Genomic DNA, 15171 nt, shown 5'->3' with positions numbered 1-15171 from the left:
ACGCGCCGCTCTCAATCACTGGAGCTCCGAAGATGGCATCCCCGGCACATTCACCCCGGCCCCTGGACGGTCTCACCGTCGTCAGCCTGGAGCACGCGATCGCGGCGCCGTTCTGCACGCGCCAACTGGCGGACCTGGGGGCCCGGGTCATCAAGATCGAGCGCCCGGGAAGCGGCGACTTCGCCCGCGCCTACGACACCCGTGCCCGCGGGTTGTCGTCCCACTTCGTCTGGACCAACCGGTCCAAGGAAAGCCTCGCGCTGGACCTGAAGAAAGATGGCGCCGACTCCATCCTGCAGCAGCTCCTGGAAAAGGCCGACGTGCTGGTGCAGAACCTCGCGCCGGGTGCCGCGGCGCGCATGGGGCTGTCCTTCGAGCAGCTCCATGCCCGCTTCCCACGGCTGATCGTCTGCGACATTTCCGGCTACGGCGAGGGTGGGCCCTACGAGCAGAAGAAGGCCTACGACCTGCTGATCCAGAGCGAGGGTGGCTTTCTCTCGGTCACCGGGGGCCCGGGCGCGGACGAACTGGCCAAGGCCGGCTGTTCCATCGCCGACATCGCGGCCGGCATGTATGCCTATACCGGCGTGCTGTCCGCGCTGCTGCTCCGGGACAAGACCGGCGAGGGCAGCCGCATCGACGTCAGCATGTTGGAGAGCCTGGTGGAGTGGATGGGCTACCCGCTGTACTACGCCTATGACGACGCCAGGCCGCCGGCCCGCGCCGGCGCCGCGCACGCCACGATCTACCCCTACGGCCCCTTCCCGGTGGGGGATGGTGGCACCGTGATGCTCGGCTTGCAGAACGAGCGCGAGTGGGCGCTGTTCTGCGAGAAGGTGCTGCGGCAACCCGGGCTGCTGGTCGATGAGCGCTTCAGCACCAACACCCGGCGCTCCGAGAACCGCGAGGCGTTGCGGGCGATCATCGTCGAGGCGTTCTCCTGCCTTGCCACCGGCGAGGTGGTGGCGCGCCTCGACGAGGCGCCCATCGCCAATGCGCGGGTCAACGACATGCACGGCGTCTGGACGCATCCCCAGCTGGAAGCGCGCGGTCGCTGGACCGAGGTACAGAGCGCCGCCGGTTCGATCCGGGCCTTGCTGCCGCCAGGGGCCAACGCGGCCTTCCAACCACGCATGGGAGCCATTCCGAGCGTCGGCCAGCACACCGAGTCGATCCTCCAGGAACTCGGCTACCAGCCTTCGGATATCGACAAGCTGCGGCAGGGAGGAACCCTGTGAAGAAGGGGGCCGCTTTTCCTTACGCACGTTGTTCGCGATCGGCGCATGGCCTAGGGGGTTCGCCAGCCCATGCCGGCGGTTGGAACGCACGGAGTGTCGATCAGACGAGCGCGTATACAGGGACGCGCAACAATCATGCGTCACGCAATAAAACCGAGTTCATTCATGCGGGACGTTATCGGCTTTGCCAACTCCCATCCATTCCCTTCGCGGAATATAAGAGCGCCCCGCCGGGTGTTAACCATTCCAGAACGGTGTATTTGGGAATATTTGCTTCTCAGGAAGTGGGCGAATTCCCATGATGAATTCGCGAACCCGGTGAAAAGCGTTTCGCTTTTCAACCCGGCATCACGGGGGTTGCGAAGCGCCTGAGCGTGCAACCGGTATTACGGACCCACTACGGGAATCGCTGAAAACAGCTGGTGGTATTCCCTGAAAACCGAAGTCGTTGTGGAAACCCATTAAAACCGCTCACGCCACAAAAATTATAAGGAGGCAGTCGGTGAATAAAAAAATAATAGACGTCGAGAACTTTCTCGATAACAACCGGTTTTCCGCGTTTCAGTGGAAGATACTCGTTCTCTGTTTTCTGGTGGTGTTCATCGACGGACTTGATACCGCCGCCATGGGCTACATCGCTCCTTCGCTGATCGCCGAATGGCAGGTGTCGAAGGCCGCGCTGGCACCGGTCATGAGCGCCGCCCTGCTGGGGCTGGCCTTCGGCGCATTGACGGCCGGGCCGCTTGCCGATGTGTTCGGACGGAAGAAAGTCATCGTCATTTCCACGGTGCTGTTCGGCGCCATGACCCTCGCCAGCGCCGCCGCCTGGTCCCTGGGTTCGCTGACCTTCTTCCGCTTCGTGACCGGCCTCGGGCTCGGGGCGGCGTTGCCGAACGCGGTCACGCTGATGAGCGAATATGTGCCGCATCGTCGCCGGTCGATCCTGTCGACCCTGATGTTCTGCGGGCTTTCCATCGGTTCGGCATCCGCCGGGTTCGTCGCCTCCGCCGTCGTGCCGTCCTACGGCTGGCGCAGCCTGCTGTTCATCGGCGGTGTATTGCCCTTGATCTGCGCGCTCTTCCTGGTCTTCATCCTGCCGGAGTCGGTGCGGTTCCTGGTGTGCCGCAATGCGCCCGCGGAAAGGATCGCGCGAATCCTCCGGAAGATCTCTTCCTCGGTCGATTTCACGAACGCGACATTCGTGTTGCCGGAAAGCGTGAATCCCCAATCCAGAACGTCGTCGCCGGTGTTCGCCTTGTTCGCCAACAACAACGGCCTGGGCACCCTCATGTTGTGGCTGACCTATTTCATGGGGCTGATCATCGTCTACACGGTGACCGGCTGGCTGCCCACCATGATGATCGAGGCCGGTGTCTCGGTGACCCAGGCCGCGGTGGTCACCGGTCTGTTCCTCACCGGCAGCACCGTGGGCAACATCGTCATGGGCTGGCTGATGGATCGCATGAGCGGCTACGTGGTGATTTCCACGGCCTATGCCGCCTCCGCGCTGTGCATGATCGCCATCGCCTTCCACCCCCTGAACGACGTGATGATGCAGCAGATGCTGGTGTTCCTGGCGGGGCTCGCCATGGGCTGCCAGGTGCAGACGGTAATCCTCGCCACCCAGTTCTACCGCACTCAATACCGCGCCACCGGCGTGAGCTGGGTACTCGGCGTCGGGCGCTTCGGCGGCGTGGTGGGGGCGTCCATGGGCGGCATCCTGCTGTCGCGGGGCTGGCAGCCCCACGAGATCTTCCTGGCCCTCGCGGTGCCCGCAGGCGTGGCCGCGTTGGCGATCTGCATCAAGGGGGTCTATTACACCTTCCGCCCCAACCCCGTTCCCGCCGTGAACGCCGAATCGCTCGGCTGATGGCGCACGTCCGGCCATTACAACAAGAGGCAGATTCATGAAAGCTTACGTGACTGAAAAGCCCCGGCACCTGTCCCTGACCGAGGTGGAGGAGCCGGAGGTAGGGCCCGGCCAGGTGCTGCTGCAAGTGCGTGCGGTGGGCATTTGCGGGTCGGATCACCACATCTACCTCGGCCATCACCCCTATGCCCGGTTGCCGATGGTGCAGGGCCATGAGTTCTGCGGGGAAATCCTCCGCTACGGCCCTGAGTGTAAGGAAACGCTGCCGGAGGGCAGCCAGGTGGTGATCGAACCACTGCTGCGCTGCGGCACCTGCTACGCCTGCCGCCAGGGCCGCTACAACTGCTGCGAGAGCCTGGCCATCTTCGGGGTCCATCGGCCGGGCGCGTTCCAGGAGCGGGTGGTGGTGCCGGAATACCTCATGCACGGGAGCGACGACCTGGAGCCCCAGGTGGCGACCTTCGCCGAGCCGCTGTCCATCGCGGTGCAGGCGGTGAAGCGTGGGCGCATCCAGGCCGACGACATCGTCCTGGTGCTGGGCGCCGGGCCCATCGGCCTGGCCACGCTGCTCGCCTGCAAGGACATCGGGGCGCAGGTCGTCATTTCCGACGTCATGGCCTCGCGCCTGGAAAAGGCCAGGGCGCTGGGCGCCGACCAGGTCTTCAACCCCGAGCGGGACGACCCGCAGGCCCTTCGTGCATACACCGGGGGCGGCGTGACGGCGGTCATCGACGCGGTCGCGGTGGAGCCCGCCATTCGGCTGGGGATCGACCTGCTGCGGGCCGCCGGACGCTACGTGCTGATCGGGATGTCCGGCAAGGACCTGCCGATCCCCATCAGCACCGTGGTGGCGAAGGAAATCGACATCATCGGGTCGCGCAACAGCTCGAATGTCTTCGCCGACGCGGTCGCCCTGCTGCGCCGCAACGTCAGCAAGGTGGAGCAGATCATCTCGGTCTCCGAGGGGCTCGATACGCTGCCGGCCATGATGGACTACTCCATCGAGCACCCCGAGAAGGTGGAAAAGATGGTGGTCGTGCTATGAGCGACGCCACTGCGGGCCGCACGGGGCCCTTCGCCGGTCGCAACGTTCTGGTCACCGGCGGCGCGCGGGGCATCGGGCTGGCCATCGTCCGGGCCTTTCTCGAAGGCGGTGCCCGCGTGGTCTACGTGGACCATGACGAGGCGCTCGGCCAGGCGGCCGAACGCGCCCTGCGCGAGGCCCATGACGGCGTGCTCTTCATCCAGGCCGACATCGGCAGCTTCGCCTCCTGTGAGGCTGCCTTCGCACGCGCCGAGGCGCTGCTGGGGCCTATCGATACCCTGGTGAACAACGCCGGCATCTCGCCCAAGACCAACGGGCGCGGCTTGCCCGTGGATGAAATCGGTGTCGAGGAATGGCTTCGGGTCGTGGACGTGAACCTGAACGGGCTCTTCTATTTCTCCAAGCTCGTCGTGCCTGGCATGAAGCGCCGCCGCTTCGGCCGCATCGTTTCCATGTCGTCCGTCGCCGGGAAGGCCTACCTGGACGTCTGCGCGTTGCACTACGCCACGACCAAGGCCGCGGTCATCGGCCTGACGCGGCAACTGGCGGGCGAACTGGGCCCGTTCGGCATCAACGTCAACGCGATCGCGCCGGGTCGTATCGACACGGAGATGGTCGCGGTCGCCGGCGACCAGGCGAATGCCGTCTACGTGGCCCAGACCCCCCTGGGGCGCCTCGGCACCACCCGCGAGGTCGCGTCGCTGTGCCTCTACCTCGCCTCGAAGGAAGAATCAGGATTCGTCACCGGCCAGGTCATCGATGCCGCCGGTGGATGGCTGATGACATAACGCCGTACATAAAAAGAAAGGTACCCAACCCCATGAGAGATCAAGTGATTAACCGAAACAACGGCAAGCCCGAGCCCGCCGCGTTCGCCCACCCGCGCCACTTCCATATCGCCAACGGGCTCGTGCTGCCCAACATGATCAGCGGCATGGAGGACGACGACCACCTGTGGGTGCCGCAATCCGAAGGCGTCAGTTTCAAGCCGATCATGCTGCACGCGACCCAGGGCTATTTCATCAACCTGCTGCGGGTCCGGCGTTCCGGCGTGCTGTCGGTGCACCATCACACCGGGCCCGTACACGCCTTCCCCCTGAAAGGGCGCTGGTACTACCTGGAGCACGACTGGGTCGCGGAAGCGGGCGGCTACGCCTTCGAACCGCCGGGCGAGATCCATACGCTCTTCGTGCCCGAGGACGTGACGGAAATGATCACGCTCTTCCACGCTACCGGCGGCTACGTGTACCTGAACGACCAGGGCACCGCCATCGGCTACGAAGACGTGTTCACCAAGATCGAAAGCTGCCGCGCCCACTACGAGCGCATCGGGCTTGGCGCGGACTACGTGAACCGGTTCGTTCGGTAGCGTCGGGTTCGTCAGCCGGAGTGGCGCGTGGCGGTGGGAGCCGGAGGCGGGGCGCGTGTTCACTAGATGAGGCTTCCAGTCGTGGCTGGTGGACATGCAACGCGATGTCCATCCTACGACGCGCCGCCCCGTAGGGTGGAAAACCGCGAAGCGTTTTTCACCTATCCGGATTCCGCCAGCTGGCGTATTGCCTTGAGCTTTTCAGCCGCTTGCTGGTGGACATGCAAAGCGATGTCCACCCTACGGGGCGCTGCTCGTAGGGTGGAAAACCGCGAAGCGTTTTCCACCTGTCCGCTGCACGCAGGCCCGCCCGCGACCAGGCGCTTCCTCAGTGCCCACCCCCTGCATCGCCACCGCCCTTGGCGGCGAACGGGGGCTTGGCCAGCCAGATGATCAGCACCAGCACGGCGAACATCCACGACAGCAGGGTGAACAGGTCCACCGTCGACAGCATGTAGGCCTGGTGCTCCACCACCTGGTCCAGGTGGGCGAGGTGGGCCGTGGAGCTGCCGCCCAGCTGGGTCAGGTAGTCCCGGGTGGCGGGGTTGTAGGCGTTGACGTGCTCGGTCAGCTGGGCGTGGTGGAAGATTTCCCGGCGGTGCCAGATCCAGGTGGTCAGGGACGAGGCGAAGCTGCCGCCCAGCACCCGCAGGAAGGTGGCCAGGCCGGAACCATCGGCGATCTCCTGGGGTTTCAGGCTGGAGAGCAGGATGCTGGTGGTGGGCATGAAGAACAGCGCCACCCCGAGACCCATGAACGCCTGCACTGCGGCGATGTGGAAGTAGTCCACGTCGGTGCTGAATTGCGCGCGCATGTAGCAGGAAGCGCCGATCACCACGAACGAGCCGGCGGCCAGCAGGCGCAGGTCGGTCTTGTGGGCGAAGCGGCCGACCAGGGGCGAGAGGAACACCGGCAGGATGCCGATGGGCGCCGCCGCCAGGCCGGCCCAGACCGGCGTGTAGCCCATCTGGGTCTGCAGCCACTGGGGCAGGATCAGGTTGATGCCGAAGAAGCCGGCATACCCCAGCACCAGGGCGATGGTGCCGAAGGTGAAGTTGCGGTAGCGAAACAGCCGCAGGTCGATGATCGGGTGCTTGTCGGTCAGCTCCCAGATCACCAGGGCCAGAAGGGCGATCACCGAGACGGCGGTGGCGCCGAGGATGAACCGCGATTCGAACCAGTCCAGGTCGTTGCCCTTGTCCAGCACTACCTGCAGCAGGCCGACCCCCAGCACCAGCAGGGCCAGGCCCACGTAGTCGATGGGTTGGTGGACGATCTGCTCCGGGCGGTTGCGCAGCTGCGCCCAGACCACCAGGGTGGCGAACACGCCGATGGGCACGTTGATGAAGAAGATCCACGGCCAGCTGTAGTTGTCGGTGATCCAGCCGCCGGCGATGGGCCCGATGATGGGCGCCACCACCGTCACCATGGCCAGCAGCGCCAGGGCCATGCCGCGCTTGGCGACGGGGAAGATGGCCAGCAGCAGGGTCTGCGCCATGGGGTAGAGCGGGCCGGCGACGAAGCCCTGCAGGGCGCGGAACGCCACCAGCTCCGGCATGGAGCGGGCGATGCCGCAGAGGAACGAGGTCAGTACGAACAGGGCCACCGAGGCGAGGAACAGCTTCACTTCGCCGAAGCGCCGCGCCATCCAGCCGGTCAGCGGCAGGGCGATGGCGTTGCACACGGCGAACGAGGTCACCACCCAGGTGCCCTGTTCCGCGCTCACCCCCAGGTTGCCGGAGATGGTCGGCAGGGCCACGTTGGCGATGGTGGTGTCCAGCACCTGCATGAAGGTCGCCAGGGACACGCCGACCACGGCGAGCCCCATGTGCGCCGGGCGGAAGGACGCTTCGCTCATGGTCTCAGCGTCCGCTCAAGGCCTGGCCGCTGGCCGGCGCGTTCTGCTGGATGATCTGCTGGATCACGGCATCCGCCTTGGCCAGCTGCTTGTCGTAGACGTCGGTGGAGAAGCGCGGCTGCTCCAGGGGCTTCTGCGCCAGCACGTCGCCGTCCTGGTCGTGCAGGTCCACGTCCACTGCGGTGGACAGGCCGATGCGCAGCGGATGCTTCTGCAGGTTGTCCGGTTCCAGGCGGATGCGCACCGGCAGGCGCTGGACGATCTTGATCCAGTTGCCGCTGGCGTTCTGCGCCGGCAACAGGGAGAAGGCGCTGCCGGTGCCGACGCCGAGGCTTTCCACGGTGCCGCGGTAGCGCACGTCGTCGCCGTAGAGGTCGGCCTCGATCTCCACCGGCTGGCCGATGCGCATGTTGGCCAGTTGGGTTTCCTTGAAGTTGGCGTCGATCCAGATCTGGTCCAGGGGCACCACGGCCATCAGCGGGGTGCCCGGCTGCACGCGGCTGCCCACCTGCACCGAGCGCTGCGCCACGTAGCCGCTGACCGGTGCCACCAGGGTGCTGCGCTCATGGTCGAGGAAGCGTTGGCGGAACTGGGCGGCGGCCGCCTTGACGTCCGGGTGGGACGCCACCTGGGTCTCGTCGATCAGCGCGCGGTTGGTGTCCAGTTGCTGCTGGGCGCTGGTCAGGGCGCTCTGGGCGGCGGTGAGGGTGTCGCGGGAGTGGGCCAGTTCCTCCTGGGAAATGGCGCCACCGCTGGCCAGCTTCTGCCGCCGGGCGAAGTCGGCGCGGGCGCGCTCCACGTCCACCTTGCGCGCCGCCACCTGGGCCTTGTAGGCATCGACGTTGCTGTACAGGCCGCGCACCTGGCGCACGGTCTTCGCCAGGTTGGCCTCGGCGTTCTGCATCGCCACCTCGGTGTCGCTGGGGTCGAAGCGCACCAGCACCTGGCCCTGCTGGACGAAGTCACCGTCGTCGGCGGTGATGCTGGTCACCGTGCCGATGGTCTGCGGGGTGATCTGCACCAGGTTGCCGTTCACGTAGGCATCGTCGGTGCTCTCGTGGAAGCGTCCGTAGAACAGGTGGTAGAGGTAGACGCCAAGGGCGGCCAGCAGGACCAGGATCACCAGGCCGATGAGCAGCATCTTGCGCTTGCGCGGGTTCTTCGGCTCGCCGTCGTCGGGGCGGTTGTCCGGTGCGGTGCGGCCGGGGGTGTCCTGGCGCGGTTCGGCGGTGCTGTCGGTGAGAGCGGTGTCGGACATGATTCGGTCCTCAGTCGGTACGGGTCGCGGCCGTAGCAACCGGCGGCAGGGGAGTGGGTTGGAAGCCGCCGCCCAGGGCTTGCATCAGCAGCATGGCGCTGTCGATGCGCTGGGCCTGCAGGCTGGCCAGCTGGCGTTCGGCTTGGAGCAGCTGTTGTTCCACGGTCAGGGAGTCCAGATAGCTGCCGATGCCTTCGCCGTAGCGGCGCATGGCGATGTCGTAGGAGCTGCGGGCGATGTCGCGGGCACGCTGCTGCTGGAGGATCTGCTCGTCGAAGGCGCGCAGGCGGGTGATGGTGTCGCCGACGTCGCCCAAGGCGCGGACCAGGGTCTGGTTGTAGGTGGCCACGGCCAGGTCATAGTCGGCGTCGGCGCCGGCCAGGTCGGCGCGTCGGCGGCCGCCGTCGAAGATCGGCAGGGACAGCGCCGGGCCCAGGTTGAAGTAGCGGCTGGGGGCGGCGAACACCGCGTCGCCCAGCAGGGATTTCACCCCGGCGGCCAGGTTCAGGTTCAGGTTCGGGTAGAACTCGGTCTTGGTGGCGTCGATGTCCTTAGCAGCGGCCTCGACGCGCCAGCGGGCGGCTACGAGGTCCGGGCGGCGGCCCACCAGTTCGGCCGGCAACTGGGGCGGCAGGCTCACGGCGGTGGGGGCGATCAGCACCGGGCGCGGCAGGTCGTCGCCCCGGTCAGGCCCCTGGCCGAGCAGCACCGCCAGGCGGATCTGCGCGCTGCGCAGCTGCTGGCGGGTGGCGGTGAGGGTGGCTTCGGAGGCCGCTTCCAGGCTTTGGGTCTGCTGCAGTTGGTATTCGCTGTCGAGGCCCGCGCTGACCCGGCGCTGGGCCAGGTCCAGCATGTCCCGGGTGCGCTTGAGGTCCTGCTCGGCGATGTCCTGGCTGGTGTAGGCGAAGCCCAGGTCGTTGTAGGCGCGGGCGATATCGGTGGCCAGGCTCAGGCGCGCCGCCTGCTGGTCCACCTCGCCGGCCCGGGCACGGCCCAGGGCGGCTTCCCAGGCATCGCGCTGGCCGCCCCACAGGTCGAAGGTGTAGCCGCCCTGTACCGACAGGCTGCGCAGGGTGCTGTAGCGCTCGCCGGCCCCGGAGGGGTCGTCCACCCGCGACAACCGCGAGCGGGTGATATCGGCGCCCAGGCCGATCTCCGGCAGGCGCTCGGCGGCGGCGGCCAGCACCGCGGCGTCGGCCTGGCGGGCGCGGGCGTCGGCCACCTGCAGGTCCGGGCTGGAGGCCAGTCCTTCGCGGATCAGGCCGTCCAGGCGTGCGTCGCCCAGGCTGTTCCACCAGTCTCCACGAGGCCAGGCAGCCGGCGACAACGGGCCGGCATAGGTGTGTTCGGTGCGCAGGGCGGCGGGGTCGGTCAGGCGCCCCTGAGGGTGCAGGCCCTGGGACGATACGCAGCCCGCCAGTGCCAGGGCGGCAGCCAGCGAAGCCAGTGTGGCGCGGGAATTCATGTCGAGGTCTCTCCGCTGAGGCAGGGCGCCAGCAGCTTGCGCAGCAGGCGTTGAAGCTCGTCGACCTCGCCGGGTTCCAGCGGGTCGATCAGTTCGTTCATTGCGTCGGCCGCGATGCGCGAGCCGTGCAGGCTGAAGGCGCGGCCCTGTTCCGTGAGGCTCAGGCGAATCTGCCGGCGGTCTTCGGTGTTGCGGGTGCGTTCGATCAGGCCCTTGCTTTCCAGGCGATCCAGCATGCGGGTCATGGCACCGCTGTCCAGGGCCAGGGGGCGGCACAGGGCGGCCGGGCTGTCGAGACCGTCGCGGGCGAGCAACAGCAGGACCTTGAATTGGGCGACGGTGACGTCGTGGGAACTCAGGTGCTTGTCCAGCAGGCCATCCTTGTATTGGTTGGCCAGGTGGATGAGGTGACCCAGCGAGTAATGCAGGGGGAAGTTCTCCCGGTCGAAATATGCCATTGCAGTAGCTGCCTGGTCAGATATTTCGGGCGATTCTACTGCCTTGGCAGCGAATTAAAAGGTCGCTAGGCGCAACAATGCGTTTCGTGAGCGCTGACTGACCTGCTCACGCAACGGATAAGCTGTGTTGGGAGCGTTTCACGAGGAGGACGCGAGCCCGCGCTGGCGGCTCAGCGCGTCCAGAGGGGGCGACCCCGGAACCGGGGACGCCCGAACGGGTCCTTACAGGCGGAGCAGGCGCGCCGCGTTGCCGTGGAAGAAGCGCTCCGCCACATCGTCCCGCAAGCCCAGGGCCTGGGCGTCCTCGATGCTCTGGCGGATCGGCCGGAAGCTGTAAGAGGAGCCGAACAGCAGCTGGTCGGCCAGGAAGCCGTTGGCCGCCTGGATGTACGCCTCGCTGCCTGGAAGGAACAGGTACATGTCCGGCACCAGGTGGATGTTCTCGTAGCGGAACGCCACCCCCAGGGCCTGCTGCACGTTGGGCCAGTAGCCGTGGTAGGCGACGATGGCCAGGTCCGGGAAGGCCCGGGCCACGGCGGCCAGGCGGCCGGGGTCGTTGAACGCCGGGTCCGGGGTGGTCGGCCCGCTCATCAGGAACAGCGGTACGCCGCGGGCCTGCAGGTGCTCGTAGATCGGCCAGTACAGCGGGTCGTCCGGATGCCGGGCCGGCTCGCCGAAACCCGGTTCCAGGTCGATGCCCGACAACCCCAGCACGTCCAGGGCGCGGTCGATCTCCGCCAGGGCGCCTTCGACCCCCTGCAGCGCCGGGTCCACCCCGGCGATGCCGAGCAATTCGTCGTGGCCATGGACGATGCCATGGATGGTGTCGTTGGGCAGGTGCTGGGACGGCGTGTGCCGGCCCACCACCACCGCCTTGCGCAGGCCAGCCTCGCGCACCTCGGCGAGGAAGCCCTCCGCCGTCAGCGACCGTTCGAAATGATCGTCCGGGCCGCGGGTGCCCACGCGGCGGTTCAGCCAGCGGGCGGTGGCGTGGGCCGGGTTGCCCGGGGTGGCGCCGAAGAAATCGTGGAGATAGGCCGGGCGGCAGCGCATGTCGATGACGTTCATGCCGCGGCCCCCTTACGGGCATCGGCACGCACGTCGAACGCGCCGCCGGTGAAGGCGCCCTCCACGGTGACCTTGCCCTTGCCGGGCAGCAGCGGGAAGACCAGCTCGGCGAAGCGGTAGGCCTCTTCCAGGTGCGGGTAGCCGGACAGCACGAAGCTGTCGACACCCAGGTCGGCGTATTCCTGCAGGCGCGCCGCCACGGTCTGCGGGTCGCCCACCAGGGCGGTGCCGGCGCCGCCGCGCACCAGGCCGACCCCGGCCCAGAGGTTGGGCGCCACTTCCAGCTTGTCGCGCTGGCCGCCGTGCAGCGCCGCCATGCGCCGCTGGCCCTCGGAATCCATCTTCGCGTAGTTGGCCTGGGCGGCGGCGATGGTGGCCTCGTCCAGGTGGCTGATCAGCGCATCGGCGGCGGCCCAGGCCTGCTCGTTGGTTTCCCGCACGATCACGTGCAGGCGTACGCCGAAGCGCACGCTGCGGCCATGGCGGGCGGCGCGGGCGCGCACGTCGGCGATCTTCTCCGCCACCGCCGCCGGCGGCTCGCCCCAGGTCAGGTAGGCGTCGACGTGCTTGGCTGCCAGCTCGTGGGCGGCCGGCGAGGAACCGCCGAAGTACAGCGGCGGGTAAGGGCGCTGCACCGGTTGGAAGAAGTTCTGCGCGCCCTTGACCTTCAGGTACTCGCCGTCCAGGTCGACCGTCTCGCCCTGCAGGACCCGGCGCCACACCTGGAGGAACTCGTCCGCCGCGGCGTAGCGCTGGTCATGGGCGAGGAAGATGCCATCGGCCTCCAGCTCGGTGGCGTCGCCGCCGGGGACCACATTGAGCAGCAGGCGACCGCCGCTGGCCTGGTCGAGGGTGGCAGCCTGGCGGGCCGAGGCGGTGGGGTTGCCCAGGGAGGTGCGCAGGGCCACCAGCAGCTTGATCCGCTGGGTCACCGGCACCAGGCTGGCGGCGGTCACCCAGGGGTCCAGGCAACTGGCGCCGGTGGGGATCAGCAGCCCGTCGTAGCCCAGGGTGTCGGCGGCCACGGCGATCTGCCGCATGTAGGCATTGGTGGCCGGGCGACCGGCGTCGGTCTTGCCCAGGTAGCGGGTGTCGCCCGAAGTGGGCAGGAACCAGAAGATGTCCAGACTCATGGGAGGTCGTTCCTCGTTGCCGGTAAGGGAAAGGCGTTTGCCTCGCAGGGCGTGATGGATGCGCCGCTCTGCCGGCGGCGTCGCGTTCAGATGGAGAGGTTGATGACCCGGTTGCCCTGGACGGTCTGCGCCGGCCGCCGCTTGTTCACCACCAGCTCGCCGATGCGGATCAACTGGGCGCGGGTGACGTTGCGGCTCAGGCCCAGCAGGTTGGCGGTGTGCACCTGGTTGTGGTGGCAGAAGCGGTAGGCGGCCCGCAGCAGGGCGTCTTCCACCTTCTCGTGGAGGGCGCCGCTCTGTTCCTCGAAGAGCTTCTGGAAGGCGCGCTGGAGCAAGATGTCGGCCGTTTCGTCGGCGACCCGGCCAGGCTCCTCCGGGCGTTCGATGCGCAGGTTCGACAGGTGCAGGTCGCCCGCCTGGATCTGCTCGCCGCGGCAGATCAGCAGGGTGTGGTGGATGACGTTCTCCAGCTCGCGGATGTTGCCCGGCCAGCCGTAGCCGGCCAGCTTGCGCTGGGCCTCGGTGCTGAGGCTGATCTCCTGGTAGCCCAGGCGCCGGCTGTACTCGGCGATGAAGTGCCGGGCCAGGGGCAGGATGTCCCCCGGCCGCTCCCGCAGCGGGTGCAGGTGCAGGCTGACCACGTTGAGGCGGTAGTAGAGGTCTTCGCGGAAGTTGCCGGCGTTGATGGCTTTTTCCAGCTGCACGTTGGTGGCGGCCAGCACCCGCACGTTGATCGGGATGCTCTTGCGCGAGCCCAGGCGCACCACCTCGCGCTCCTGCAGCACCCGCAGCAGTTTGACCTGGATCGGCATCGGCAGGTCGCCGATCTCGTCGAGGAACAACGTGCCGCCGTTGGCTTCCTCGAACCAGCCGGCCTTGGCCGCGAGGGCGCCGGTGAAGGCGCCCTTCTCATGGCCGAACAGCTCGGCCTCCACCAGGGATTCGGAGAACGCCCCGCAATTCACCGCGACGAACGGACCGCTGCGCCGGCCGCTGAGGTTGTGTACGTGGCGCGCCACCAGCTCCTTGCCGGTGCCGGTCTCGCCGATGATCAGCACGCTGGCCTCGCTGGGGGCGACCTGCTGCACGTGGGCCAGCAGCGCCTGGGATTTGGGGTCCTCGAAGACCTGGGCGGTGGCGCGGATCGAAGTGGCCAGGGACGGGGAGGGCGGCAGGGTCAGCAGGTGCATGGGCATCCTCTCAGGAATAGAAGGACGGCGTCGGGCGCGTCTGGTTGAGGGCCCACTCGCCGAGCTCGTGGATGCGGTAGTCCACCGGGTCGTGCAGGGTCTGGGTGCGCAGGTTGCGCCAGTAGCGATCGAAGCGCAGGGAGGCATGGGTGGCGCGGGCGCCGGTGACCTCGAACAGCCGGCTGCAGAGGTCCAGCCCGACGCGGGTGGCGGCCACCTTGGCGGCGCCGATGGCCAGGGCCAGTTGCGCGCGCTCCTCGGCGCTCAGGCCGTGCTGCTTTTCCCAGGCGTCGTCGAGGCGTTCCGCGGCGCGCTCCACCAGCAGCCGTACGCCTTCCAGGCCGGCCCAGAACTCGCCGTAGTGGTGCAGCACATAGGGGTCTTCGCTGGCGTGCTGGACCTTGGAGCGGAACCACGGCCGGCTTTCCCGCAGCGTGTACTGGCGGGCTTCTTCCAAGGCGCCCTCGCTGAGGCCGAGGAACACATGGGCGAAATGCAGCTGGGCGATCAACGGCCGCAGGCAGGCGAACGGTGTGCTCAGGGGCCCCGGGTCCAGCAGCAGCTCCGACTCCTCCACCCGTACCCGCTCGAAGGTGGCGCTGCCGCTGTCGGTCTGGCGCTGGCCCATGTTGTCCCAGTCGTCGTGCAGGGTGATGCCGGTGCGGCCGCTGGGGATGGCGGCGATCAGCAGCTTGCCGCCGGCGCTCTCGTCCACTGCCGAGGCGATGAGCATTTCCGAATCGGTGGCGCCGGAGCAGAAGCTCTTCTTGCCGGAGAATTCCCGCCAGCCGCCGAAGGATTTCACCACCGTGCGGGTGTCCAGGGGGTTCAGGGCGTTGCCCCAGAACCAGTTCTTCCGGGCGGTCTGCTCGAACCAGGGTTGCCACTGCTCGGGCCGGCCGAACAGGCGCACGGTGGCCAGCATCAGGTGCTGGAAGCCGTAGACGTGGGCCAGGGAGCTGTCCACCCGGGCCAGCTCGCGGACCGTGGCGAGGGTCTCGCTCCAGCTGGCGCCGAGGCCGCCGAACTGGGTAGGGATGCTCAGGGCCAGCAGGCCGCTGGCGCGCAGGGCGTCGCGCTCGGCTTTCGGCGTGCCGCCGCGCTGGTCGCGCTCCACCGCGGTTTCAGCGAATTGCTCGGCCAGGTGTCGCGCCCGTTGCAGCGGGCTCAGCACGGCGGGCTGGGGGTAGGCGCTCATCGGGTTTCCTCGGCGGGGCGG

At 67.8% G+C, this 15171-nt stretch carries 13 protein-coding genes; 5 read left to right on the top strand and 8 right to left on the bottom strand.

The genetic code is table 11. The features are described 5' to 3' along the window. Positions 1-32: 32 nt before the first annotated feature. The 5 genes from FM069_RS04435 to FM069_RS04415 all read left to right on the top strand — a co-directional run bounded on the left by FM069_RS04435 (position 33) and on the right by FM069_RS04415 (position 5522). Positions 33-1238 carry a CaiB/BaiF CoA transferase family protein gene (locus FM069_RS04435; protein WP_143487085.1) on the top strand — a complete coding sequence of 402 codons (1206 nt, stop codon included), beginning with the start codon at positions 33-35 and terminating at the stop codon, positions 1236-1238. Positions 1239-1740: 502 nt separating this feature from the next. Next, complete coding sequence (locus FM069_RS04430) at positions 1741-3108, top strand: MFS transporter (RefSeq protein ID WP_143487084.1); 1368 nt, start codon at positions 1741-1743, stop codon at positions 3106-3108. A gap of 37 nt (positions 3109-3145) precedes the next feature. After that, positions 3146-4153 carry an alcohol dehydrogenase catalytic domain-containing protein gene (locus FM069_RS04425; protein WP_143487083.1) on the top strand — a complete coding sequence of 336 codons (1008 nt, stop codon included), beginning with the start codon at positions 3146-3148 and terminating at the stop codon, positions 4151-4153. Beyond that, complete coding sequence (locus FM069_RS04420) at positions 4150-4941, top strand: SDR family oxidoreductase (RefSeq protein WP_143487082.1); 792 nt, start codon at positions 4150-4152, stop codon at positions 4939-4941. The genes FM069_RS04425 and FM069_RS04420 overlap by 4 nt, the downstream gene beginning before the upstream one ends. Positions 4942-4985: 44 nt before the next feature. Then, positions 4986-5522, top strand: coding sequence for a 2,4'-dihydroxyacetophenone dioxygenase family protein (locus FM069_RS04415; RefSeq protein WP_407681557.1), 537 nt, complete (start codon positions 4986-4988; stop codon positions 5520-5522). 328 nt (positions 5523-5850) lie between these two features. On the opposite strand, the gene FM069_RS04410 is transcribed toward FM069_RS04415, so the two are convergent. From FM069_RS04410 to FM069_RS04375, 8 genes are all read right to left on the bottom strand, one after another. Continuing rightward, complete coding sequence (locus tag FM069_RS04410) at positions 5851-7380, bottom strand: DHA2 family efflux MFS transporter permease subunit (protein ID WP_143487080.1); 1530 nt, start codon at positions 7378-7380, stop codon at positions 5851-5853. A gap of 4 nt (positions 7381-7384) precedes the next feature. After that, entirely contained in the window at positions 7385-8638 is a 1254-nt protein-coding gene (locus FM069_RS04405; protein WP_143487079.1) for an HlyD family secretion protein, read from the bottom strand. A gap of 10 nt (positions 8639-8648) precedes the next feature. After that, entirely contained in the window at positions 8649-10103 is a 1455-nt protein-coding gene (locus FM069_RS04400) for an efflux transporter outer membrane subunit (protein WP_143487078.1), read from the bottom strand. After that, entirely contained in the window at positions 10100-10561 is a 462-nt protein-coding gene (locus FM069_RS04395) for a MarR family winged helix-turn-helix transcriptional regulator (protein ID WP_143487077.1), read from the bottom strand. Before FM069_RS04395 ends, FM069_RS04400 begins: the two co-directional genes overlap by 4 nt. A 222-nt stretch (positions 10562-10783) precedes the next feature. Beyond that, positions 10784-11629, bottom strand: coding sequence for an amidohydrolase family protein (locus tag FM069_RS04390; RefSeq protein ID WP_143487076.1), 846 nt, complete (start codon positions 11627-11629; stop codon positions 10784-10786). Then, positions 11626-12762 (bottom strand): FMNH2-dependent alkanesulfonate monooxygenase, encoded by a 1137-nt coding sequence (gene ssuD, locus FM069_RS04385; protein WP_143487075.1) that lies wholly within the window; start codon positions 12760-12762, stop codon positions 11626-11628. Before ssuD ends, FM069_RS04390 begins: the two co-directional genes overlap by 4 nt. A gap of 86 nt (positions 12763-12848) precedes the next feature. After that, positions 12849-13958: a sigma-54 interaction domain-containing protein gene (locus FM069_RS04380; protein WP_407681556.1), complete on the bottom strand. Its 1110-nt coding sequence runs from the start codon at positions 13956-13958 to the stop codon at positions 12849-12851. Positions 13959-13962: 4 nt separating this feature from the next. Further along, a complete protein-coding gene (locus FM069_RS04375; RefSeq protein WP_143487073.1) occupies positions 13963-15150 on the bottom strand; it encodes an acyl-CoA dehydrogenase family protein in 1188 nt (395 codons plus the stop codon). Between the last annotated feature and the right edge of the window lie 21 nt (positions 15151-15171).

Origin of the sequence: Pseudomonas mangiferae (genome assembly GCF_007109405.1) — a bacterium.
In the GTDB taxonomy this organism is placed as follows: Bacteria; Pseudomonadota; Gammaproteobacteria; order Pseudomonadales; family Pseudomonadaceae; genus Pseudomonas_T; species Pseudomonas_T mangiferae.
The sequence above is the reverse complement of the archived record's forward strand: the minus strand, read 5'-3'. Positions and strand labels throughout refer to the sequence as shown.